General features: G+C 40.2%; 18 protein-coding genes. 1 reads left to right on the top strand and 17 read right to left on the bottom strand.

Going from position 1 to position 23,735, the window contains the following annotated elements:
• Positions 1 to 61: 61 nt before the first annotated feature.
• The 17 genes from C8P64_RS14555 to C8P64_RS14475 form a co-directional block, all read right to left on the bottom strand.
• A complete protein-coding gene (locus C8P64_RS14555) occupies positions 62 to 448 on the bottom strand; it encodes a hypothetical protein (RefSeq protein ID WP_108172801.1) in 387 nt (128 codons plus the stop codon).
• Between the two features lie 286 nt (positions 449 to 734).
• Positions 735 to 1,637: a 5-oxoprolinase subunit C family protein gene (locus C8P64_RS14550; protein WP_245889709.1), complete on the bottom strand. Its 903-nt coding sequence runs from the start codon at positions 1,635 to 1,637 to the stop codon at positions 735 to 737.
• On the bottom strand, positions 1,594 to 2,325 hold the full coding sequence (gene pxpB / locus C8P64_RS14545; protein WP_108172800.1) for a 5-oxoprolinase subunit PxpB: 732 nt from the start codon (positions 2,323 to 2,325) through the stop codon (positions 1,594 to 1,596). The genes C8P64_RS14550 and pxpB overlap by 44 nt, the downstream gene beginning before the upstream one ends.
• Complete coding sequence (gene pxpA / locus C8P64_RS14540; RefSeq protein WP_108172799.1) at positions 2,325 to 3,065, bottom strand: 5-oxoprolinase subunit PxpA; 741 nt, start codon at positions 3,063 to 3,065, stop codon at positions 2,325 to 2,327. Before pxpA ends, pxpB begins: the two co-directional genes overlap by 1 nt.
• Positions 3,066 to 4,286: an Nramp family divalent metal transporter gene (locus C8P64_RS14535; RefSeq protein ID WP_108172798.1), complete on the bottom strand. Its 1,221-nt coding sequence runs from the start codon at positions 4,284 to 4,286 to the stop codon at positions 3,066 to 3,068.
• Positions 4,283 to 5,446, bottom strand: coding sequence for a DUF2891 domain-containing protein (locus C8P64_RS14530; protein WP_108172797.1), 1,164 nt, complete (start codon positions 5,444 to 5,446; stop codon positions 4,283 to 4,285). Before C8P64_RS14530 ends, C8P64_RS14535 begins: the two co-directional genes overlap by 4 nt.
• A 117-nt stretch (positions 5,447 to 5,563) precedes the next feature.
• Positions 5,564 to 7,102 (bottom strand): YifB family Mg chelatase-like AAA ATPase, encoded by a 1,539-nt coding sequence (locus tag C8P64_RS14525; protein WP_108172796.1) that lies wholly within the window; start codon positions 7,100 to 7,102, stop codon positions 5,564 to 5,566.
• 80 nt (positions 7,103 to 7,182) lie between these two features.
• The gene (locus tag C8P64_RS14520; RefSeq protein ID WP_170106668.1) at positions 7,183 to 8,280 is read right to left on the bottom strand and encodes a sensor histidine kinase; all 1,098 of its coding nucleotides are present in this window, start codon (positions 8,278 to 8,280) and stop codon (positions 7,183 to 7,185) included.
• 201 nt (positions 8,281 to 8,481) lie between these two features.
• On the bottom strand, positions 8,482 to 9,342 hold the full coding sequence (locus C8P64_RS14515) for a BadF/BadG/BcrA/BcrD ATPase family protein (RefSeq protein WP_108172794.1): 861 nt from the start codon (positions 9,340 to 9,342) through the stop codon (positions 8,482 to 8,484).
• A gap of 99 nt (positions 9,343 to 9,441) precedes the next feature.
• On the bottom strand, positions 9,442 to 10,440 hold the full coding sequence (gap, locus tag C8P64_RS14510) for a type I glyceraldehyde-3-phosphate dehydrogenase (protein ID WP_108172793.1): 999 nt from the start codon (positions 10,438 to 10,440) through the stop codon (positions 9,442 to 9,444).
• A 15-nt stretch (positions 10,441 to 10,455) separates the two neighbouring features.
• Positions 10,456 to 11,442, bottom strand: a complete 987-nt coding sequence (pfkA, locus tag C8P64_RS14505; RefSeq protein ID WP_108172792.1) for a 6-phosphofructokinase — start codon at positions 11,440 to 11,442, stop codon at positions 10,456 to 10,458.
• 125 nt (positions 11,443 to 11,567) lie between these two features.
• Entirely contained in the window at positions 11,568 to 13,013 is a 1,446-nt protein-coding gene (locus C8P64_RS14500; protein ID WP_108172791.1) for an alpha-amylase family glycosyl hydrolase, read from the bottom strand.
• A gap of 28 nt (positions 13,014 to 13,041) precedes the next feature.
• Positions 13,042 to 14,880 (bottom strand): glycoside hydrolase family 13 protein, encoded by a 1,839-nt coding sequence (locus tag C8P64_RS14495; RefSeq protein WP_108172790.1) that lies wholly within the window; start codon positions 14,878 to 14,880, stop codon positions 13,042 to 13,044.
• A gap of 54 nt (positions 14,881 to 14,934) precedes the next feature.
• Entirely contained in the window at positions 14,935 to 17,241 is a 2,307-nt protein-coding gene (locus C8P64_RS14490) for a glycoside hydrolase family 65 protein (protein ID WP_108172789.1), read from the bottom strand.
• A 5-nt stretch (positions 17,242 to 17,246) separates the two neighbouring features.
• The gene (gene pgmB, locus C8P64_RS14485; RefSeq protein WP_108172788.1) at positions 17,247 to 17,906 is read right to left on the bottom strand and encodes a beta-phosphoglucomutase; all 660 of its coding nucleotides are present in this window, start codon (positions 17,904 to 17,906) and stop codon (positions 17,247 to 17,249) included.
• Entirely contained in the window at positions 17,893 to 19,413 is a 1,521-nt protein-coding gene (locus tag C8P64_RS14480) for an MFS transporter (protein WP_108172787.1), read from the bottom strand. Before C8P64_RS14480 ends, pgmB begins: the two co-directional genes overlap by 14 nt.
• A 126-nt stretch (positions 19,414 to 19,539) precedes the next feature.
• Positions 19,540 to 20,568, bottom strand: coding sequence for a LacI family DNA-binding transcriptional regulator (locus tag C8P64_RS14475; protein WP_108172786.1), 1,029 nt, complete (start codon positions 20,566 to 20,568; stop codon positions 19,540 to 19,542).
• A gap of 223 nt (positions 20,569 to 20,791) precedes the next feature.
• Between C8P64_RS14475 and C8P64_RS14470 the strand changes: the two genes are divergently transcribed.
• Positions 20,792 to 23,722: a SusC/RagA family TonB-linked outer membrane protein gene (locus C8P64_RS14470; RefSeq protein WP_108172785.1), complete on the top strand. Its 2,931-nt coding sequence runs from the start codon at positions 20,792 to 20,794 to the stop codon at positions 23,720 to 23,722.
• Positions 23,723 to 23,735: the final 13 nt, after the last annotated feature.

The raw sequence follows: 23,735 nt of genomic DNA, 5'->3' as shown, positions 1-23,735 counted from the left end.
GCAGCCAAAAATTCTAAAAGAAAAATTGGCAGGTTACTAACTAAATAGTCTAACAAAAGTTTTAATAATTGATTGGTGGCTCTCCTCCAGTTGACAAATTAAATGGATCTATCTCGTAGTTATTTTCTTGATTTGCTACAGCTTCTACCTCTTCTCCTGAAGAAGATTCTTTGGTAGGTGCAAGAAAAACGGTAGAATAACTTTTCTTCTGATTAGATTTTGGATAGGATGCGAAATAGATACGAATCCCCGGCTTTTTAATTTCCTGTTTAGCAGATTCTTCTCTCACGTAATCCAGATATTCCTGAAGTTCCTCCAAACTATACCAGAATTCGCGGGTATCCTGGTATCCCTGGGCATTCTCAATTTCTTTACCACGAGATTTTTTCCAGTTATCCTGTAACTCACGAGCTTTTTCTACGCTAATGCATTTTGCAGGTTTTGCCATAGTATAAGATTTAATAGGTTAATATTGAGGAAGCTAATTTGAAATAAATATATAATCTTTTCAAGTAATCTTTTAAATAAGGGGAATTTTCCCCTTTCAGTGAATAGCCTTCTGCTCTATATTTGTCTTAGTCATTTTAGTAAAACTAAAGTGTTTTGGGGCAAAAAAGTGCTCACCGAGGTTAATATAGTTCTGAGTAGGGTCTTTTCTATAAAAACATACCGAGGTGGCACTTTTTTATTTGTATAAACCTCAACCTGCCTAAAGAGATTCAAATAATTAAGGATTATAGCTGCGGATATTCTTTCTTCTGAAACCTGATATTTTCTCCTGGTCGTTTTTGTGCGATCGTCTCTATCCCTTTTTCTGAAAGCTGTAAAATTCTGGGATAACCTCCGGTAGTCTGGCAATCTCTCATAAGAGCGATAAGTTTACCCGAAGGCGTTAACTGAACGGTTCCTGGGACCACTGGCGCGGTAATGATTGGTTCCAGATCATTAGGTAATTCCTGGTTAAACTGAACCGCCATGCGGTTACTGCTTTGGTCTAATGTATAATCTGTATTAAAAAATTCTTCCTTTTGGTTTGGGGATAGTTTCTCAAATTCCGGACCCGGATATACTTCTATCTCCCTGGAGTCCAAATAATCCAGTTCTGTTTTTAGTGCAGAAAAAGTATCAGGATCTTTAAAATCCCTGTTATCATATTCCAGGAGCATTCCTTTTTTAAGCCGGAATTCATCGGTTATCCCTTCATACCAACTCTTGCTACCCAGAACTTCTTTAGTGGTAAAACCACCGCGAATTCCCAGGTAAGCGCGAAAGCCATTCCTTAGACCTCCGAATTTCAATATATCGCCGGCCTTAATTTCAATAATTTCATCTTGTGGGATTTCTTCGGAATTTACTTTAGGAGAAATATCGGCTCCACAAATACAAATATAGGCCGAAGCTGAAAATTTTAATTCCGGCCCCTGCATGGTAATTTCCATAACAGCAGTTTCCTGAGGATTCCCCAGGATCATATTACAAATACGCATAGAATATCTATCCATAACCCCGCTATGAGGCACCCCGAATTTTTGATAACCGAACCTTCCCAGATCCTGAATACTTGAAAATAATCCCGGTTGTAAAACTTCAATTTCAGCCATGATGATCTTCAAATTTGAGTTGATAATTTCCTTCATTTACATCCTGCTCAATGCGATCATAATCCTCTCTAGAAACCGCTTCAAATTTTATTTTGTCGCCGGCAGAAAAAGGACAAGGTGGGTCTTCATTTTTATCGAATAATTGAAGTGGAGATCTGCCCAAAATTTGCCATCCTCCCGGACTGTTTTTTGGATAGATCCCGGTTTGATTTTCACCTATCCCAACCGAGCCTTTTTCGACCGATCTTCTAGGGGTTTCTTTTCTTGAAATCTGAAGCCTGGAATCGAGCCCACCGAGGTATAAAAATCCTGGTAGAAAACCGATAAAATAAACCTGATAAATTGGAACCGTATGCAACTCGATTATTCTATTTATTGAAAGATTTTTCTGCCTGGAAATGTGTTCCAGATCGAGACCGAATTCTTCATCATAACAGACCGGAATGTGAAAAATTCTGTAGTTCGTTTTTTTTGGTATATTAGCCTCGGTCAATAGGTCTTTAAGCCTTAAAAACTCACTATAGACATCTTCTATAGTGAACATGTAACTAATTAATAACGAGTTATATGTGTTTATTACTTCAACCCTTTGTTTAAACTTTTCATTTTCAAGCTTTTGCTTGTAAAATAGCACTTTATCCAGAGTTTCATCATTGATCTTATCACCGAAATCTATCAAAATAGAGCGGTCTCCTAGTGGTGTTATTTTTGGATAATCTGTCATTAAGTATTCTTTACTCCTATTCCTTTTTCAGCAAATTTCTTATGTAAAAAATGGATGATCTCAAGGGAAGATGGAGTGTCGCTATGCACGCAAAAAGTATCTGCTTTGCAGCTGATTTCTTCACCTGAAAACGTCTTTATTTTCCCGTCATTATACATGAAAAAAACATGCTCAAAAACCTGTTGATCTTCGGTGATCAAAGCATGGTTTTTTGAACGTGAAACCAGGCTGTAATCTGGCTCATAATTCCGGTCTGCGAAGGCCTCAAAAAACAGGTCGAATTTACCCATGGCCAGTTCAGAAATTTTAGAATTTAGCGGTACAAAAAGCCGGAAATCTTCCTCCAGATCTTCCAGACATTCTACGATAAGCCGGGCTATATTTTCATCTTTCGCAGCGTCATTATAAAGTGCTCCATGAAGTTTTACATGAGTCATTTTTCCGCCCTCAGATTCTGCGATCTGTTTTAAACTTAAGATCTGACCTTCGATAGAAAGTTTAAGATCCCGGGCAGACATCTCGAGATGGTTTCGGCCAAAATTTTCCCGGTCTGGATAAGAAGGATGCGCTCCTATTTCAACATCATGTTCCATGGCCATCCTAACAGTTCTATGCATGGTTTCCAGGTTTCCGGCATGACCTCCACAAGCAATATTACAGGCAGAGATCAAAGGCATGATCTCTTCGTCATACTTCCCGCCTTCTCCTAGATCACAATTTAAATGTATGGTCCTTTCCATCTAAAAATTTTGAATTACGTTTAAAATAGATTTTACTCCCAGGAAAACAGATAAAGCAATTACGATAAAACCTATTATGTTTTGCCATAGATTGTTTTTGTGTTTTCCAAGGACAGAACTTTGGTTCACTATCCAAAATAAGAAAATTGCCACGACTGGCAGTACCAAACCGTTGGCGATTTGAGCGAATTGTATTATTTCGACTGGTTTAATACCAAGGGATGAAAATATAACCCCAAGTATAATTACGATCATCCACACCGCCTTAAACCTTTTGGATTGCATTCCCCCTTTCCATCCCAGACAGCCCTGAACAACATAAGCAGCTGCTAATGGAGCTGTAATTGAAGAGGTGATTCCTGCTGCCAGAAGCCCTATCGCTATAAAAATGGTGGCCGAATTTCCGAATAAAGGCTCAAGGCCCAGAGCCAGATCTGCGGCAGACTCGATCTTATCTATATTCGCTGCGGCGGCACATATTACAATAGCCATAGAGACCATTCCACCCAGCAATAATGAGAATACCAGTTCTTTTCTTACCGCTCCCAGGTATTGCGGACCATTCCATTTTTCACTGACTAATGAAGCATGCAGAAAAAGATTATAGGGTACAACGGTAGTGCCCACCAAGGCTATGATGGTTAAAAGTCCGGCATCAAATGATCCCGGGATAAATCCTCTAAGAATTCCGGTAATATCAGGTTGGGTGATGATGGCGGTTAGAATGAAAGCTACGCTCATAAGCAAAACCAGGCCAATGAAAACCTTTTCCAGTTTTTTATAGCTCCCTAGGTAAAGTAGAAAAAATGCTATTCCTCCAATTAGTAAACTCCAGATATTGAAGCTGAAAGCGCCAACCTCAAAGTTTTTTGACTGAAAAACAGCCTCCACACCAAGGACGGCGCCGGTAATGTTACCTGCCTCATAGGCTGCATTGCCAATGACGATCGCAGAAAATATAAGGAATAGAATAAAGATCCTGATCGCAGGATTCTTTAACTCGTCGCGAATACAATCACTTAAACCCTTCCCTGAGATCAGGCCTAACCGGGCCGACATTTCCTGGAGGATGATGCAGGCAAAAATGGAGATTGATAAAGCCCATAATAAAGAATAACCAAAGTTTACCCCGGCAACGCTGCAAATGGTAACCGTACCCGGCCCTATGAACGCTGCAGAAACGAGTATTCCCGGTCCTAAGTTCTTTAAAAAGTTTCTCACTCCTTCACTTTACCCTGAGATTTCTGTAAAGCGTATATAGCAAATGATCCTAACCAGTGTCCTCCTTCATAATCGTCTCCCACAACATTTGGAAAAGAATAGGCTACATGCTCATTGGCAAGGCTTTTTAGATGCCCAAACTGCTCTGGATACTCATTGGCGAGGCCATAAAAAACCCAGGCTCTGCTAAAGTTGAGCCCGTCCAGATGAACTAATTTTCCATCGGTTCTATCTGAAACTTCACCCACTTCCATCTGGAAATCATCTTTCTTTAGCTGAGGCATAAAATCGTCTATCCATAAGCTGAAGGCATTTTTAGGAAGTACACGCCTCATAATATCAATTTCAGAAAGGCAAGGCGAAAGAAAATCATATCCTCCTGGCTCCCAGGTTACGGGACAATTATCATCTTTTAAATAAAAGTCCTGGGCTCGTTTTTTAATGATATCCAGAAACTTTTGATTCTCGGTCGCTTTCGCGTAATCGTAGGCAAAGGCAAGTCCAAAGGCGGTATTCGTATGTTCACCTACCCTGATTGGATAATTAAGCTTAGGTAGAAATTCTATATAATTCTGAATAATAAGCTCGGTTAAGGGTTGCAGGTTTGCAGCGAGTTCCTGTCCTAGCGGATCTTCCCAGGTCTTTAGTTCCTCAGCCAGTTTTAGCAACCACGCCCATCCGTATGTTCTTTCAAAAGAAGCACTCTGATTCCTTTTAAAATAATCAAGTTCTCCCTTAATATTTTCAGCCGACAGAGATTTGGTAAGGGTTTCCCTGATCTCCTCTTTCCTTTCGATCTTAGGAAATTGTTTTAGCAGGCTTACCAGCGACCAGTGAGCATGTACCGAAGAGTGCCAGTCGAAACAACCATAGAAAGCCGGGTGTAATTCATGTGGTTCACCTATCGCCTCTTTATTTTCGAGAGTTTGTCCCAGCTTATTGGGATATTCGGTTTCTATACAGGCCAAAGGAAGCTCTACAAGTTTATTTGCTTCTTCCACATCCAGAATAACGGGTTCAGTAGCCATTAGACCGTCTGGTAAAAGACCTTCAACATCGATACTATCATTACTGGTTGTGTTTTTTTCAACTTCTTTAGATTTATCTCCTTTACATGAGAAGATCCCAAGACAGAGAAAAATTAGAAAAATTCTTTTCATTAGTTTAGGTTGTTTTTTTCCGAAGAAATTCCCTTCAGAAATTGCAGATTGGTTTTTACGGTCTTCCCAAAAATATAAAAAAGCCGGTTAGGTTTAGTTAATTAAAACTCAAGATATTCAGGCTAACCAACCTTCACGATCTAAACTTCTATACTGTATGGCTTCACTAATGTGGTCCCCCATAATGGCTTCACTTCCCTCCAGGTCTGCAATACTTCTGGAAACCTTTAAAATACGATCGTAAGCCCTCGCTGAAAGATTCAATCGCTCCATAGCCGTTTTAAGTAGTAATTTTGAATTATCCTCTAATTTGCAGAATTCCCTGATCTGTTTTGGCCCCATTTGAGCGTTATAATGAATGTGGTCTACCCCTTCAAAACGCCTCGTCTGAAGCTCCCTGGCCCTGGTCACCCTTTCCCTTATTTGCACACTGCTTTCCCCTCTTCTTTCCTCACTTAATTTGTCAAAAGGCACAGGAGTAACTTCTATATGAATATCTATCCTGTCCAGAAGTGGCCCGCTTATTTTACTCAGGTAGCGCTGCATCTCAAAAGGAGAGGAAGTTACCGGAGCCCCGGGATCATTGAAATATCCTCCCGGACTAGGATTCATGCTAGCTACCAGCATAAAACTTGAGGGATAGGTAACCGTAAATTTAGCCCTGGAAATAGTGACTTCCCTATCTTCCAGAGGCTGACGCATAACTTCCAGCACTCCCCGCTTAAATTCAGGAAGTTCATCCAGAAATAAAACGCCATTATGAGAAAGTGAAATTTCACCGGGTTGCGGATATGCTCCGCCTCCAACCAGGGCTACGTCTGAAATCGTATGATGTGGACTCCTGAAAGGTCTCTGAGACATTAAACCAATATTGTCCTTGATTCGACCGGCTACACTGTGAATTTTAGTAGTTTCAAGAGCTTCCTGAAGGGTCATGGGAGGTAATATCGTAGGCAAGCGCTTGGCCAGCATAGTTTTGCCGGCACCGGGAGGACCTATAAGAATGATATTATGACCGCCGGCAGCGGCGATCTCCATGCAGCGTTTTATAGATTCCTGCCCTTTTACATCTGCGAAATCGTGTTCTAAATTATTCAGGTTATTGTAGAATGTTTCCCGGGTATTGATAACTGTTCTTTCCAATTCAAGGTCCTTATCGAAAAAGTCGGTTACCTGGGTGATATTTTTCACCCCGTAAACCTCAAGCCCGGAAACGATGGCAGCTTCCCTTGCATTCTGTTCCGGAAGGATAAAGCCTTTAAAGCCTTCTTTTTTCGCCTGTATAGCTATGGGTAAAGCACCGCGAATTGGCTGCAGGCTACCATCGAGAGATAACTCCCCCATGATCAAGTAATCTGAGATATTATCTGCTTTTATCTGTTTGGACGCGGCAAGAATCCCTAGCGCAAAAGTAAGATCATAGGCTGAGCCTTCTTTCCGAAGATCTGCAGGAGCCATATTGATAATGATCTTTTTACCCGGTAATTTTAAATTATTGTTTTGCAGAGCAGCCGCTATTCGATAACTGGATTCCTTTACGGCATTATCGGGAAGACCAACCAAATGATATCCAATACCTGGAGCTACGTTTACTTCAACTGTGATGGTAGTAGCTTCAACTCCAAAAACAGCACTGCCATATACCTTTACGAGCATATCTTAAAGATTTAATTGCAGGGTCTTTGAATTTTGATCGAACGATCTATTGTTCGATTCTGAGTATTTATTGAATAATATTAATCGGTAAAATAATTGAGTTCTGTGCGCACCTTTCCCGGTTGATTGAAATTCTTCTTCAAACTGATTGAAAAAGTAGTTCCGTCCTCTTTATTGCTTTCAAGAGAAACCATTCCTCCATGAGCCAGGGCTACGCTTTTAACCAGGGTAAGCCCCATTCCCCAGCCTTCCATATCTGTATTTTCAGATCTTGTGCCGCGATTAAGAAAATCAAAAATTTCAGATTGACTGCTTTTATCTATGGGCTTTCCAAAATTATGGATCTTTATAACCACCTCCTCTTCAAAATTTTCCAGGATCATTTTGATCTCGGAATTCCTGGAACCATACTTCACGGCATTCGCAACCAGGTTTTCGATCACCCTTCTTATAGCCGTTCCATCAAAAATCCCTATGATTTCTTCTTCATTACATTCAAAAATAATTTGGTTATTATAGATCTCTGAAGCTTCTTTAAAAACCCACCTTATCTCTCTTACTATATCTATTTCAGCAAAGTTCAAGGTGATTCCTTCACCGGCCTTGACGCTAATCGCATCTAAAAGTCCCTCCAGCAGGTCCAGCGATTTTTTAAGACTACGCAATCCCATGGCTCTTAGGCTTTCTATCCTTTCTTTATCATCATTAAAATTTATCACGTCCAGGGCAAAATATGCTGCAGAGATAGGATTCCTAATATCGTGTGCCAGGGTACCCACAAGTTTTTCCCGCATCTCCTGTAAAGAATCGCTAAAAGAAGTGGCCGAGGTAAGCATTGCTGTTTCCAGAGTATACTTTAAAGTATTGCCTATTCTCTTCGTATACACTTTATTTTTAATAAGCGTTTCGGTGAGCACTTTGTGAAAAATGACATACTCCCTGAGTATTTGCTGTAAAGTATAATGCGAGGTGGTTGCCCTGTGCCGGCCATGATCGAAACTATTCTTGATGATAGCCTCGTATTTCTTATTCTTCTCGATTTCAGAAAATTCGTCGTATCGATCTATAATATCTGCAATATCCTCAAGGACATTAGGCAATTGGTTTCTTAAAGCAAGATCACTGGAAATATTAGATGCAGGAATCTCCTCCTTTACCAGGGATTCCCAGTTCTCCATAATTTGAGAACTGTTTCGTTTTAATATTTCTGAAGCGAATTTCATTTCATTAGTGTAGAGCCTATGAAATTAACTTATTTTTTTGATTTATTAATACATAACTCACTAAATCTTAAATGATTACAAAAAAAATCTTAAAACAATACCAAAAAAAAGACCTGCTAAAAGCAGGTCTCAATATATTTTGATCTGAAAAAATATCTAGGATACTTTAATCACATTTTGTCTGTAATATTCAATTAAGGCATCTATAGGTCTTCTTACTATATTCCCAAGTTGAATTCCGTATGGTTGCAGAACCGCCCTGATGATATCTTCACTAAAGAAAGCTATGGTCCCAATAAAATGAACCGGAACCGAAGTTACCTGTGGGTAAGAAAGCACCCTGGAATGAACAAAATCTGTTAATCCTTCATGCAGAAGCTTATAGAAATACCCATTGCGCTCGTTGGTGAAAATAAATTCAGCAAAATGAGCCAGATAGGTATTCGGGTTTTCTTTTCTATAAAGGTTCATCTTAATAGTATCTGAATTAAGATCGAATTTTTCTTCGAACTTTTCAGCTACTTCGGGAGGCATACGCTTATAATAGTAATCGCGTATCAGTCTCTTTCCAAAATAGTTTCCGCTGGCCTCATCCATTAGGATATAACCTAGAGAATCTACAGCCTGATGGATGTTTTTACCATCAAAATAGCAACTGTTCGAACCTGTTCCCAGGATACAAACGATTCCTGGCTCTGTGGTAGCAGCATATACTGCCGCGACCATATCTTCCATCACCAGCACTTCATCTGCATTGGTGAAATAGTTCGCGATAATACTTTTTAATAATTCTCGTGGAGTTGGAGTACCGCAGCCGGCACCATAGAAATGAACTTTTTCTACTTTATCTTTCACTTCTGCAAGCTCCGGATTCTCGGCAAGTCTCTCTTCCAGAACCGGTTCTTTAAAAACCGCGGGATTTAATCCCTTTGTTCTGGTTTTAAAAACCTGTTCTCCTTCATTATTTAGAAGTATCCAATCACATTTCGTGGAACCTCCATCAGCAATTAAGATCATTTGTTCTTATGATTAATTAAAATCAGAAATAAACACAGTTCGTAACTTAAATTTACGATTTAATCTGCTGAGAACTGTGCTTATTTAAGATTTAAAATATTATAGAGTAGCTACGTGTGCAGCAAGGTCGATAAGTTTAGCCGAGTAACCATACTCGTTATCATACCATGCGATTAGCTTGAAGAAATTATCGTTTAGTGCAATTCCGGCTCCGGCATCAAAGTTACAAGTATGTGCATCTGACACGAAATCCTGGCTTACTACTTCTTCTTCAGTATAAGAAATCACTCCTTTAAAGGCTCCTTCTGAAGCTTTTTTGAAAGCAGCTTTGATCTCATCATAAGAGGTATTCTTCTCTGTACGTACCGTTAGATCTACTACAGAAACATCTGTGGTTGGAACTCTAAAAGCCATCCCGGTAAGTTTTCCTTTTAACGAAGGAATTACTTTGGTTACCGCAACTGCTGCTCCGGTTGAACTTGGGATGATGTTAGCCATCGCGCTTCTTCCTAATCTAAAGTTCTTTCTAGATGGAGAATCTACGGTGAACTGAGTAGATGTAGACGCATGAACTGTAGTCATAAGCCCTTCTACCAATCCAAACTCATCATCGATCACTTTTGCAAGTGGTGCAAGACAGTTGGTAGTACATGATGCGTTAGACACAATATGGTCATCTGCAGTCACATCCTGGTGGTTTACTCCCATTACGAACATTGGAGCAGTTTTAGAAGGTGCAGAAATAACTACTTTTCTTGCTCCTGCATCTAAATGTGCTTTTGCATTGTCTTTATCTGTAAAAATTCCAGTACAATCAAGAACTACTTCAGCATTAATATCTCCCCATTTAAGATCTGCAGGATTCTTTTCTGAAGTTACTCTGATCTTTTTACCATCTACGATTAGATGACCATCTTTAACCTCTACTGTACCGTTATACTTCCCGTGTACAGAATCATACTTAAGCAAATATGCCAGGTGATCTACATCCAGAAGATCATTAATACCTACAACCTCAACATTCTCATTTTGAGCGGCAATACGAAAAGCAATTCTTCCTATTCGCCCAAATCCGTTTATTCCAATTTTTGTACTCATTTCTTTGGTTTTTAATTATACAGAAGTGATGTCTGCCACCCTTCTTAATTCTTTATCTATTTTGGCGTCACCTTTAATTGCGGTAACCAGGTCTACATGCACCACTTTTTGATGATGTATACCTATCATTATTTCGGTCTTGTTTTTCATAAGAGCTTCTACAGCTCCAACACCAAGTTTACTGGCCAGGACACGATCAAAACAGCTAGGTGATCCACCACGCTGAATATGCCCTAAAACCGAAACTCTTATTTCGTATTCATCAAGGTTTTCCTCTATATAGCCCGCCAGTTCAAAAATATTCTTACCGCTTTTTTCACCTTCAGCTACTACGATGATACTAGAGGTTTTACCTGCTTTTTTACTTTTTTTCAGAGATTCGATAAGTCTTTCCGCCCCCATACTTTCTTCAGGGATCAGGATCTCTTCGGCTCCGGCTCCAATTCCACTATTTAAAGCAATATCACCGGCATCCCTACCCATTACTTCGATAAGGAAAAGCCTGTTGTGTGAGCTGGCAGTGTCGCGAATCTTATCGATCGCTTCCACCACCGTATTTAATGCAGTATCGTAACCTAAGGTATAATCGGTACCATTAATGTCATTATCTATGGTCGCGGGAATTCCCACAATTGGGAAATTGAATTCCTTGCTAAATAGCTGACCACCGGTAAAAGTACCATCCCCTCCAATAACCACAAGGCCATCAACGTTGTTGGCCTTAAGGTTTTCAAAGGCTTTCTTTCTACCTTCCTTGGTTTTGAATTCTTCGGAACGAGTGGATTTAAGAAAAGTTCCACCTTTATTGATGATATTTCTTACAGAACGCGCATCAAGAGTTTCGAAATCAGCTTCGATAAGACCCTGATAACCTCTATAAACGCCGGTGCATTCCAGTTTGTAAAACGAACATGCACGAACTACTGCTCTAATTGCAGCATTCATTCCAGGAGCATCTCCTCCTGATGTTAAAACCGCAATGTTTTTAATTTTTTCACCCATTAAGCTCAAAGCTAACTCCTTTCAAATCATTTACCTAATTTCGGAAAAAACTAAAACGTTTTCGGTTAATAACTAATAAAAAAAGCCACTATTAAGTGGCTTTTTGCAAATATTTATGAGTTTAATTACTTATTTATCAAAATTTTATACTCCCAGGGTCCAAATTGAATTTCCTGGCCTTCAGAAATTTGTACTTCAGAATCGCTCATATAATCCTGAAAATCTCCTGAAAGATCTGCAGTAAACGACACTGGTTTCGCGGTCATATTAGCTACATAATAAAGAACCTTTGCATCTTTCTCTCTTTTGAAGGCTAAGATCTTCTCTTCAGCTGAAGTTTCTACATTCGCATAAGCTGCGGCTTCCTTCCCACCATTTAGAGCTGTATTATTATTCTTCAACTCCCCAAGCTTTTCTAAAAGCGGATATACTTTCCCTTTTGTTTTAGGGATGGTATCTTTTTCAAAGAACAATAATCTCTTATCCATATCATACTCCTGCCCGCTATAGATCAACGGCATTCCAGGAAGCGTATAGGTAAGAGCTAGCATAGCTTCTGAAGCTTCTCCCATTCTCTCCTTAACCGTTCCTGCCCAGGAATTCTCATCGTGATTGGTCACAAAATTCATAAGATAATCATCATCCTGAAAAGTGGTGTCTATCTTTTGCATATAGGCATCATAGTCCTTCGCGGTCTTTTTTCCCTGTGCGATTTCGTTCATGATGTGATGACCTTCCCAGTTGTATCCCATATCGAAGGCGTTATGAAAAAGATCTTTAGGACTTTCGGCTTCTGCAAGCATGAATACCGGTTTCTCCTCTTTTATCTTTTCAGCAGCTGTCTCCCAGAAATCTGTCGGAACCGAATGCGCCGCATCTGCCCTGAAACCGTCAATATCATGCTCTCTAACCCAGAATAACATTTCCTCGATCATCGCTTTGCGCAACTCCTGGTTATCAAAGTTTAGATCGGCTACATCTGTCCAGCCCCATGACTCCCCGGTTTCATCATTAATTGGGTCTACAACTTCTCCTTTTTCATTCTGAGTATACCAGTCTTTATGGTCTGTTAGCCATTGATGGTCCCAACCAGTATGGTTCGCAACCCAGTCCAGGATCACATACATACCGTTCTCATGGGCGGTTTCAACAAGTTCATCGAAATCTTCCATATTCCCGTGTTCAGGATTTACAGCAGAATAGTCTGAGATAGCATAATAACTTCCCAGGTATTTTTTGCGCTCCTCAGGATCTTCAATATCGGCAACATCACGGCCACCGGTGGCTTTCCTGTTCTTCATGGAAATTGGATACATCGGCATTAACCAGATCACCTTTACCCCCAGTTCTTTTAGCTGCGGAATATCTTTAGTGAAAGCATCAAAAGTGCCCTCAGGTGAATACTGGCGGATGTTGGCCTCATAGATCACTGCAGATTCCAGTATTTCATTATCTATAGGTGCAATACTTAAGGTATCTTCCCCAGTAGCCTCCATGGAGTCCTTCTTAGGCTCATTTTTACAGGAAATAAGCAATGAGACCGTTAAAAAGGCTAATAATAGTCTTCTCATAATTCGTATTGTTTTAATATAAATGTGATTATTTTAATTTAATGATCATAGAAGTCTGGCCTTCTACGCTAAGTTTATCTTTTAGTTCGATGGTTTTTTCTGAAATAATATCGGTGCCGCTGACATGTGTTTTCAAACCTTCGGTATACCTGGAAAGATCCAGTTGCTGAGTTTCTAAACTATTATTGATGACTACCATCACCCGGTCATTCTCATTATACCTGAAATAAACATAGACATTATCTACAGGCAGGAACTGCAATAATTTACCGAAGTGCAGTACTTCATTATTCTTCCTGAAGTTCAACAGTTTTTTGGTGAAAGAATGAAATTCTTCCTGGGTTTCATTTCTTCCTTCAGCAGTAAAAGCATTGTTCTTATCATTTTTCCAACCTCCTGGAAAATCCCTTCTAATATCGCCATCTCCTTTACCTTTATCGCCACGCATCCCAATTTCACTACCATAATATAATTGAGGAATTCCCCGGGTGGTCAGGATAAGGCTCATGGCCATTTTATATTTGGCCAGGTCACCATCATAGATCTCATTTAATCTATTGGTATCGTGATTTTCAGCAAATACAAGAAGATTATTGATGTCTGGATATAAAAAATCATTCACGAAGTTTTCATAAGCTTTGATCATTCCGCGATCCCATGAGGATTCGTTTTCATTGAACATTACCCCAATAGCATCATGAAGGGTGAAATCCATCACCGAAGGCAAATGAGAATTATAGCTCTGGATCGCTCCGATCTCGCTATCTTTTTGCCAGTAAGAGATCTGCGCCTGATCATGCATCCAAACCTCACCAACAATGTTGAAATTTGGATATTCATCCATGATCGCTTTTGTCCATTTAGCGATCCCTTCCTTGTCATTATAAGAATAGGTATCTACCCTGAAACCATCCAGACCAGCGTATTCTATCCACCAGATAGCATTTTGCACCAGGTAATTCTGAACTAATGGATTTCCCTGGTTTAGATCTGGCATCGTCCTGGTGAACCAGCCATCTACACAATATTTAAAATCGCGGCCAGACCGGTGTGGATCATATTGCGTGGTCATCCTGTAATTAGAATTCTCATATCCCGGGAACTGGTTTATCCAGTCATAGGTTGGCAGATCTTTGATCATCCAGTGTTCTGCTCCCCAGTGATTGGTCACATAATCCATTATGAGTTTCATATCACGCTTATGCATTTCATCTGCAAGTCTGCGGTAATCCTCATTGGTACCGTACCTTGGATCTATTTTATATACATCACTTTGTGCGTAAGTATGATAGGAGTAATTTTCATCATCATCTGCCAAAAGCGGAGTGCTCCAAAGTGCAGTAATTCCAAGGTCTTGCAAATAATCTAGATGATCTATCACTCCCTGAAGGTCACCTCCATGTCTTCCTCCCTGTTCTCCGCGATTAGCTTTCTCCTGCATATCGGGATGAGAATCGTTGTTAGGATTTCCGTTGGCGAATCTATCAGGCATGATAAGATACATGGCGTCTGAGGCATCAAATCCCTGTCTTTCGGCAGAGCCATCTTCCCTTTTCTTTATTTCATATTGTTGCTGAAATGATTTCTTTCCATCTTTATTAAAACTGAAGGTATAGTTACCGGCTTTAAGATCGGCCGAATTGATGGTCACAAAAAGATAATTTGAATTTTCGGTTCTGCGAACATTATTGATGATCACAGGTTCTGCTCCAGTAACATTGAAGTCAGCAATATTTTCTCCGTAGAACATGATCTGTAGTTCCGGCAAATTCATATCGCTCCACCAGAAGGGCGGTTCGATTCTTTCAATTTGACCAACAGAACTAAAACTCATGACAAAGGCAAGCAGGTATAAAAGTCTTTTCATTGTAGGTTTTTAAAAGAAAAGCCCGTTCCAGGCAGGAACAGGCTTTTATTCGTTTTAGATACTAACTGGAGCTTCAGGTGAAACTTCAACCTTTTTACCGTTTACAAGGATCTCCAGTGAATCTTCTCCTTCCAGAGAGAATTTGGTTTCCTTGCCAGAAACATGAACCTTCAGGATCCTGTCCCTGAAATTGATCTTAAAGGAGTAAGCATCCCATTGTTCGGGGATTTGAGGTTTGAAAGAAAGCTGATCGTTTTCAACTCTCATTCCTCCGAATCCTTCTACAATGCTCATCCATGTTCCGGCCATACTGGTAATATGACAACCTTCTTCTACTTCCTTATTATAATCGTCCAGGTCCAGTCTTGAAGTTCTAACATAGAACTCATAAGCCTGCTCCATTCTTCCTAATAAAGCCGCCTGTATACTGTGTACACAAGGAGAAAGTGAAGATTCATGAACCGTTAACGGCTCGTAAAAGTCAAAATGCTTTTCAAGCTCTTCCTTGCTGAAATGATCTGCAAAGAAATAGAATCCCTGAAGCACATCTGCCTGTTTGATATAGCATGATCTAAGGATCCTGTCCCAACTCCATTTCTGGTTGATAGGACGTTGTTTTTTATCGAGTTCTGAAACCGGGATTATTTCCTTATCCAGGAAACCATCCTGTTGCAGGTATACTCCATGATCTTCAGAATATGGGAAATACATGCCTTCCGCAACCTCTCTCCAGTCGGCCATTTCGCCTTCGTTCAGGGAAGTTAATCCCATTACCCTGGTATAATCTTCCTGGTGACCATCCTTTACCTTATCTATCATTTCCAGGCAATATTCTATACACCACTTGGCGATATAGTTGGTATACCAGTTATTATTTACGTTATTCTCATATTCGTTAGGCCCGGTTACCCCAAGGATAACGTATTTATTCTTTGCTTTGCTGAAGTTAGCACGCTGATGCCAGAACCTGGCGATCGCAATCATCACTTCCAGTCCTTTTTCAGGAATATAGCTGAAATCCCCGGTGAATCTAACATAGTTATAGATAGCAAAGACCATTGCTCCATTACGGTGGATCTCCTCGAAGGTGATCTCCCACTCGTTATGACTTTCCTCGCCGTTCATGGTAACCATCGGGTAAAGTGCAGCACCATTAGAGAATCCTAATTTCTGGGCATTCTCTTTTGCCTTTTCTAAATGATTATGTCTGTAGGCAAGTAACTTCCTGGCTACCTTTTGATCTTTGGTAGCCATATAAAATGGAATACAATAAGCTTCAGTATCCCAGTAGGTACTACCACCGTATTTCTCTCCAGTAAATCCTTTTGGTCCAATATTCAGTCTTTCATCCTTCCCAAGATAGGTCTGGTTCAGCTGAAAAATATTGAAACGTATTCCCTGCTGCGCCTTTACATCACCAGAGATGGTGATATCTGCCATTTCCCAGATCGAAGCCCAGGCTTCCTTTTGTTCATTTTTAAGTTGATCAAATCCTTTGCTCACTGCTTTATCCAGTACCAGAGAAGCTCCATGAATAAGGTCTGCTCTCTTATGGTTCATATCGGTAACATAACCGGCATATTTAATGATCACGGCTGTTTCACCTTTAGCTGCTTCAACCACGTAAGAAAAGGTCACGCTATCTTCATCTGTGCAAACCTCTGGAGATATGTCAAGCTTTTTCCCAGATTTCAGAACTTCAGATTGCATATAAGTACCTACATGAAATTCAGTTTTAAGGGTTTTAGAAACTATATACCCACGATCTGCTTCGGTTTTAACCTCAAGGGTTTTCCAGAAACGCTCTTCCCAATTGGCATCTGTATTGGTAATGCTTCCGTCGAGATAAGGATCAAAACGAACCTTGGCATCACCACTTAAAGGAGTAACTTCATATTTAATAGCTCCCAGTTCATCATTTACGATAGAAAGAAAACGAACCGCCTTCACTTCCACCTGTGCTCCACCAGGTAAAGTCGCTTCAAAAGACCTGGCCAGGAAACCTTCTTTCATATTCAATTCCCTGCGGAAATTCTTCACCTCTTTACAGGTATAAAGATCCAAAGCCTCATCATTGATAAATACATTGATCCCAATCCAGTTAGGTGCATTCAGTACTTTGGCGAAATACTCCGGATAACCATTTTTCCACCAGCCAACTTTGGTCTTGTCTGGATAGAAAACACCTCCAATATAGCTTCCCTGGAAACTAGGCCCGGAATAATGCTCCTCGAAATTAGCACGCTGCCCCATGGCACCGTTACCAATACTGAATAAACTTTCAGAAGATTTTACTCGGCCCGTATCAAACTCTTCTTCTATGATCGACCACGCATCAGGTTTAATATAATCTTGATTCATTAGTTCTATTTTCTCAATAAGTTTTCTATAAATTCTATTTTAATCTCTGTGAAATCGGGGAAGACATGATCTGCTTCGTTCAGCACTTCCTTATCTCCAATTCCTATACTTGTCATTTTACCGATATTCGCTGCCTGTACTCCGGCAACAGAATCTTCGAATACCACACAATTTTGTGGATCTGTCTTTAATTTATCTGCCGCAATTAAAAATACTTCTGGATCTGGCTTTGCCCTGCTTACATCTGTACCGTCCACTATGGCATCGAATTTATCATACAGATCTATTTTCTTTAAAATGGGTCTGGCGTTCTTACTTGCTGAACCCAAGGCAAAAGGCACATTGTTTTCTGTAAGATAATCCAGCACCTTCTGAACTCCGGGAAGAATTTCCTTTTCGTCCATTTTATCCACATAAGATAAGTAATTTTCATTTTTCATGGCCATCTGCCTTTCAAACTCATCGTCTGCAAGCTCCATATTTCCCCATTTCAGAATCCTTTTTAAAGATTCTACCCGGCTTACTCCTTTTAACTGCTCATTCTGCTCTTCGGTAAAATCAAATCCGAGATCATTCGCCAATTTTCTCCAGGCCAGAAAATGAAATTTGGCAGTATCTACTATTACACCATCCAGATCGAATATGAATGCTTTATGATTGCTCATCTATATTTATTCTTTTATTTGTTTGAACTCTTAAAGTTAAAAGTCCTGATAAGATCATGGAAAAACCTCCTACCATCAAGGCATAAATAGGTTCTCCATTAAAAAGTTCTTTTACTAAAAACCCTAATATGGTCGCGGCCACGATCTGTGGGATCACAATAAAGAAATTGAAAACTCCCATATAATATCCCATTTTTGCTGAAGGCAGCGCACCAGATAACATGGCATATGGAATAGAAAGGATACTGGCCCAGGCCACACCTACTCCAACCATCGCTAAGAGTAAGCCTACTTTATCACTTAAGAAATAGACCGATATAAGTCCTAAACCACCCACGGTCAAAGCAAGTAAGTGGGTAACTTTGTTACTTGTTCTCCTGGCTAGCACCGGCAATAAGAATGCTACGGCTGCCGCAACTCCATTATAAACAGTGAACATCACGGTAACCCAGTCTGCGGCATCGTTGTATAATTCTGAAGTGGTATCGTTAGTCCCGAAAACATGACCGGTAACTGCAGGAGTTGTATAGATCCACATGGAAAACAAGGCGAACCAGGAAAAGAATTGCACCCACGCCAGTTGTTTCATAGCTGGGGGCATATTCAGCATATCTGTGATGATCACCGTAAAACCATTTCGTATCTTCTTTTTCCTTAAAGTAGAAACGATAATAAAGAGAATTCCCGCAATAATAAGACCTACGAATAGGATATATAATTCCTTGGTAAGCCCGTTCTGATAGATCAAAAAGGAAATAATAGCTCCAATTACGGTCATGACCACCCCAATAATAAGCTGGTTCCTGATATTTTTTGATTTATCTATAACCTCAACCCTCTCAGGTTTGTCTTTCAATTTTTCTTTTTCAAAGGCTTCCAGTTCTGCAGGGGAGTATTCTTTAGATTTAATGACCGTCCATAATACGGCCAGTAAAAAGACGACACCACCTACATAAAAGGACCATTTTACCGAATCTGGTATGATCCCTTCTGGCGCAGTATTACTAATCCCGAACCAATTGGTAAACATATATGGTAATAACGAACCTACTACGGCCCCTACTCCAATAAAGAAACTTTGCATAGCAAAACCGAGAGTCCTTTGCCTGTCTGGCAAATTATCTCCCACAAATGCCCTGAAAGGTTCCATGGAAATATTTATGGAAGCATCCATGATCCAAAGTGTTCCCGCGGCAACCCATAAGGTTGGCGAGTTAGGCATAATGAATAAGGCTATGGAAGATAAAATGGCACCAATAAGGAAATAAGGTCTACGCCTGCCCAGTTTGGTCCAGGTGCGGTCGCTAAAATATCCTATTATTGGCTGTACCACTAAACCGGTAACCGGCGCGGCGATCCACAAGATCGGGATCTCTTCTACACTAGCCCCAAGGGTTTCAAAAATTCTTGAAGTATTGGCATTCTGCAAGGCGAATCCAAACTGAATTCCGAGAAAACCGAAACTCATGTTCCAGATCTCCCAGAAGCTTAAGGTACGTTTACGCATATCGTAAATTTTAATGATCACGATAAGCCAATGACTTATCAAAACTTAAACAAGGTAGGAAGTAAAAATATAAGTTCTGATAAATTTCAACTGAGGCAAATATATATAAATTTTAAAACGCCCTGCCTATTTCTTTGATTTTGTTGAATTTCTAACCACCAAACCTGTTTCTACTATGATCGTTTTATAATAGTCCTCTTCTGTAGGAGTGCGCTCAAGCTTCTCTATTAACAACCTTGCCGACTCTTCCCCGATTCTCATCCCGTGCTGACTTACGGTAGTTAAACTTGGAATGAATCTTTTGGAAAGCTCTCCATCTGTAAATCCAATTACCGAAACATCTTCAGGAACTTTTTTACCCTGTTCCTGAATAGCCTTGATCGCTGAAATAGCAAAATGCTCATTTACCGCAAAAACACCATCAACGTCCTTATCTTTCAGAAATTCTGAGATCTCAGCTTCCGAATCTTCCATCTCCTCCACCTTAAGAACAAGGTCCTCATTATATACCAGTCCATTTTCTTCCAGGCTCTCCTTATATCCCTTGGTACGAAGTTTCCCGACACTCACGTAATCTACCGTTGAGATCAACGCGATCTTGCGACATCCTATATCATATAAATGCTGAACCGCTTTTTTAGCACCGGCCACATCATCTATGATCACTTTATCACAGGCAATATTCTCCACAACCCTGTCGAACAACACCAAGGGCATCCCCTGGTTGATAGCTTCAATTAAATGATGATAATCTCCTTTTTGCATGGTTTCCTTGGCCAGGGAAAGGATAAAACCATCGGTACTCCCATTAGCCAGCATCTCCATGTTAAGTACTTCCTTATCAAAGGAGTTGTCTGAAAGACACACAAAAACATTATATCCCATCTCATTGGCCACTTTCTCCACCCCGCTAATCACGGTAGTAAAAAAATGGTGCACGATCTCCGGGATAATAATACCTATGGTTTTTGTCTTCCTGTTCTTAAGACTTAAGGCAATATTGTTTGGTTTGTAATTATAATGTTTAGCAAAAGCCTTGATCTTTTCTCGGGTTTCCTCCCCTATTTCGGGGCTATCTCTCAAAGCTTTTGAAACGGTAGATATAGAAACATCTAATTCTTTCGCAATTTTCTTTAGGGTAAGTTTTGGCTTCATTTAGTTTCGATATTCTTGATTTTGGGCAGCCCTGATTTTCAGTCCTTCAAATTTACCATATTTAAATTATTAATGTCATAACAATGAAAAGTTTTCAACACGAAAACGTTTTCGTCGCAGTACTGACGGGAATTCCCCGAATATTGGCAATCATTTTACATACATTTAACCTCAGGAAGTAAAAATATAAGGTTAATTTTTATTTAAAACCAATAGAAAATTTATGAGAACTTTATTTAAAAGCACATTGTTTTTGCTGTTGATGCTGCCAATGAGCTTTTTTGCCCAAAACACCGTTACCGGTAATGTGAGCGAAAGCGCCACAGGGTTACCGATTCCAGGTGCCAACGTAATTGTTCAGGGTACCACGAACGGTGCTGTTACAGATTTTGATGGTAATTATTCCATTAGTAATGTTGCGGAAGGTGATATTCTCACCTTTTCTTATTTAGGATTCGCAACCAAAGAGATCACTTATAGTGGCCAGTCTACCATCGATATTTTATTAGATGAAGATTCTGCCACACTGGAAGAAGTGGTTTTAATAGGATACGGTGCGACCTCAGAACAGGATGCCACCGGAGCCGTGGAAAAGATTTCTGCAGACCAGTTTAACCAGGGAGCGGTTGTTTCCCCGGAACAACTTATCGCAGGTAAATCTGCCGGTGTACAGATCACCCCTGGTGGTGGTGCTCCGGGACAGGGAGGAACCATCCGTATTCGTGGTGGCTCATCGCTTTCTGCTTCCAACGACCCTTTAATTGTAGTAGATGGTGTGCCATTGGACCAGAGAGGTGTTGCCGGTTCCAGAAACGCGCTGAACTCTATTAACCCAAATGAAATTGAAGACTTTACCGTACTTAAAGATGCTGCGGCAACTTCTATTTATGGTTCCAGAGCTTCAAACGGGGTAATCCTGATCACTACCAAAAAAGGTAAAAGGGATACTCCATTCCAGTTTTCTTATGATGTAAAGGTATCTACCGGAAGCATTAACGATAAGGTGGATGTACTTAACGCTGAGGAATTCAGAAATTTGATCAACAATACCCCGGGAACAGATCCTTCTCTTTTAGGAGATTCAGATACAGACTGGCAGGATGAGATCTATGAAACTTCTTTTGGTGCTATTCACAACCTTACCGCAACCCAGGGTATTGGTAATTTCTATTACAGGCTTAACTTTAACCACACTGCTGAAAATGGTGTGCTTACTGGAGATTACTACGAAAGAAACGCTTTTAACGTAGCTTTGAACCAGGATCTTTTTGATAATAAACTGAAACTGTCTTTGACTTCTAAGAACAGTTTAGACAAGAATAAGTTTGCCGACCAGGGAGCTATTGGTGCTGCTGTGGCCTTCGACCCTACTCAATCTGTATACGATGATACACTTCCTTTTGGAGGTTATTTCGAATTCAATAGACTATCAGGCGGAGATATCGTTCAGCAGAATCTTGCAACGAGAAACCCGGTTGCACTTCTGGATCTTTATGAAGATGATAACCAGACCAGGAGATCTATCACCAACCTGAACGCTGAATATAAATTTCACTTCCTTCCAGAATTGAAAGCAGTTGTAAATGCAGGTTTCGATTATGCTGAAGCCAGCGGGGGTACTTTTCGTCCTTTAGTTGCTGCTGCGAACACTACCAACATAGACCAGTTCAGCAATTACGAGAATATTAACAGAAACCTTCTTCTGGATACTTATTTAAACTATAAGACAGATGTAAATTTTCTGAATACTACTGAAGTAGACCTTACGGCAGGACATTCTTACCAGGAATTCTATTCTTTTTCTGATGTTACAGGAACAGAGCAGGACCAGGTTTTCGATTTCCCAAGAGACATTAATCGTAACGCGCTGGAGTCTTATTTCGCCAGAGCAAGTTTCGATATTAATGATAAATACCTTATCTCGGGAAGTATTCGTGCTGATGGTTCTTCAAGAGTAGCACCACAGAACAGATGGGGTTATTTCCCGGCTGCCTCTGTAGGTTGGAAATTGCATAATGAAGATTTCCTTGCCGCCTCAAATGTTATTTCTGAATTGAAACTTCGAGGTGGATACGGTGAGACCGGTAACTACGAAATTGGAAGAAACTACGGTTACCTTGGACTTTATACTCCTAGCCAGGGAGGTGCGAGATACCAGTTTGGAAGTACTTTTGTACCTACTTTAAGACCTGAAGAATATGACGAAGACCTTAAATGGGAAAGCCTTATCAACTATAACGCTGGTATCGATTTCGGATTCTTCAGCAATAGACTAAGCGGATCTGTAGATGCTTATTACAGAGAAACTGAAGATCTTATCGCTACCGTGCCGGTTCCTGCCGGGGCAAACCTTTCAGACCAGTTGCTAACTAACGTAGGTACTACGGTAAGTAGAGGTATCGAAGTTGGATTAAGCGGTGATATCGCCAGATCTGAAGATTTCAACTGGACCCTGAATTACAATATCTCATTCCAGGACCTGGAGATCACAAAACTAACTCTTGGAGACGATCCAAATTTCTTTATTCCTCAAGGAGGAATTAGCGGTGGTGTTGGTAACAACATTCAGCTATGGAAAGAAGGATATGATCCAACGACATTCTTTGTTTTCAGACAGGTATATAATGAGCAGGGACAGCCAATCGAAGGTGCTTATGTAGATGTTAACGGTGACAACCAGATCACTGAAGCAGATAAGCAACCTTATAAGAAGGCTACCCCAGATTATTACATGGGTCTAACCAATACGATGAATTATAAGAATCTTGATTTTAGCTTTACCTTTAGAGGAAGCTTCGGGAATTACATTTATAATAACACGCAATCTGCTAACGGATTTATCGAGGCAGGAACGAATACACCTTCAAATTACTATTCTAACCTGAACTCTAACGTACTGGAGACAGGCTTTGTAAACAGCCAGTTCTTTTCAGATTACTACCTACAGGCAGCAGATTTCGTAAAACTTGACAACATTAGTGTTGGGTATACAATCCCTGGAGAAAAAGTTGATTTCAGAGCTTCATTAACGGCTACCAATGTATTGGTAATCACAGATTATGAAGGGCTGGATCCTGAAGTATTTGGAGGAATAGACAACAACTTCTACCCTAGATCAAGAAGATTTGTACTTGGGCTGAATATTGCATTTTAATGAATAATAGAAA

It is taken from the genome of Christiangramia gaetbulicola, from assembly GCF_003054225.1.
GTDB lineage: Bacteria > Bacteroidota > Bacteroidia > Flavobacteriales > Flavobacteriaceae > Christiangramia > Christiangramia gaetbulicola.
This window is presented reverse-complemented; position numbering and strand designations above follow the sequence as displayed.